This is a genomic window from Campylobacter sp. RKI_CA19_01116 (assembly GCF_025771405.1).
Classification (GTDB): Bacteria; Campylobacterota; Campylobacteria; order Campylobacterales; family Campylobacteraceae; genus Campylobacter_D.
Window position 1 is genome coordinate 1 of record NZ_JAKMQF010000023.1, and the last position, 1,719, is coordinate 1,719.

The following is a 1,719-nucleotide window of genomic DNA, read 5'->3' on the forward strand; positions in this document are numbered from 1 at the left end:
ATAGAGATAGAAGCTCCAGAACAAGTTGTAGAAGAAGGTTTTTTTGATGTTACTTTAAAAAATGGAAAGCCAAAGGCTGAGATAGAGTGGTTGAGTAGCCCTTTAATAACGCCTACTTCGCCACGAGATAATTATTTTAATGATAAAGGTGAAGCTCATGCTAAATATCATGTACTAGAAAACACAAATAATATTCAACAAATAATAGTTAAAACTTTAGGAGGAGATTTTAGAAAAAATGTGCGAGCTGTTTATAAAAAGCGCATTCGATTGCTTTTTGATGTGCCTTATAAAAATCCATATTTGGTTGGATTTTATCAAGGAAACGATAAATATGTCATACAAAGAAAAGCCATTCCAGAAGGTGGACATAATAATTTTGAAATTTATTTTGATGGTTTTGAGGATAAATTTATAGGAAATGAAATAACTGTAGAATGGGAAGGGTTTCTCCATGGAACTTGTTACGGAAGAATACATAAAAGTATTACAGGACTATTTTACGATTTAGAGGATGCGCATGATATTCATACTTTAGGTAATAGTATTGATTGTTATACTTCGTCTCCAATTCAAGTTGAAGATCCTCCGAAACATTCAAAAATTGTTATAAAATACGCTGGTCATGTTCAAGAAATTTCGGTGGAAAGATGGTATTAGGTTTTTATGGATAAATGAGTGGCTTTGGAGTTCTTATTTAGTGTTGGAAATGTTATAAGAAAAGAGTAGATGATATAAATAAGGCTTTTTCTTAAATGAAGTTAACAATATAGATACGCAAAAAAAGGATTATTTTGCCATTTTACAATTTTATGCAATTTCTATCTCTGTTAGCCCAGCTTTCAGAGGTAGATATTAAAACTCTTATGGAATATAAAGATTTATTATTAAAAGCATTATCATCTTTAAATGAATTAAAAACATTTGATATAAAAGAATGCACACGACTTATTAACACTCTTGAAGAAACTTTTTTAGATAAGCTTCAAATAGAAGAAAGCAAAAAGAAAGAAATTTGCAAAAATATCATCAAAATACTAAAAAATCATTGGAAAATGTTTTTTTGAAAATCAAGCTGTAATGCAAAACTAATAAGAAATAATAAAATTAAAATAAATATAAAATAATAATTTAAATGGTGGATTTAGCAGGCGTGTAATTTACCAACTAAACTCCTAAATATCCATACTTTAATGAAATATTTTTCATTTGCACATACTTTTGCACATACTTTGTATTTTATTGTAAAAATGTGTAAAAAAGTGATATTGTTTTGCTAAATAGGTGATATATTAAAATTTTTAGAGTGTGAATTTCAAGGAAAGAATATTGTGGATTTAAATTCTAACAAAGAAAAATACTGCCTGACTAATAAAAAGCAAGTGTTTAATATATTCAAGAAACAATTTCAAAAATAGAATATTTGCTATTATATGAATTGCTAAAGTAGATTAAATCTTATTTTAAAGATTTAACCCCTAGTATAATTTTAGCTATTTTTTCAAAGCTATAAACATTTTTTAAAATCATTACCATTTAAATTTTTTCTAATATCTATAATTCTACATTATACTATACTAAATATTTTATTTTATGTCCTGTTTATACTGTAAAATAAAATATAAATGCTATGCTTTAGATAGTTTTAGAAGTTAGTAAAGATATTGTATGTTTAAAACGATAACTATTTTAAATGTAATAGTTGTGTTTTAAAAAAGC

The 1,719-nt window shown here is 25.9% G+C and carries 2 protein-coding genes; both read left to right on the plus strand.

What is annotated here, in order from left to right; genetic code table 11:
• Window positions 1–660: hypothetical protein (locus tag L8U41_RS07810; protein ID WP_263728259.1), on the plus strand; the 660-nt coding region annotated here is incomplete at its 5' end.
• A gap of 134 nt (window positions 661–794) precedes the next feature.
• Window positions 795–1,067, plus strand: coding sequence for a hypothetical protein (locus L8U41_RS07815; protein WP_263708419.1), 273 nt, complete (start codon window positions 795–797; stop codon window positions 1,065–1,067).
• Window positions 1,068–1,719: the final 652 nt, after the last annotated feature.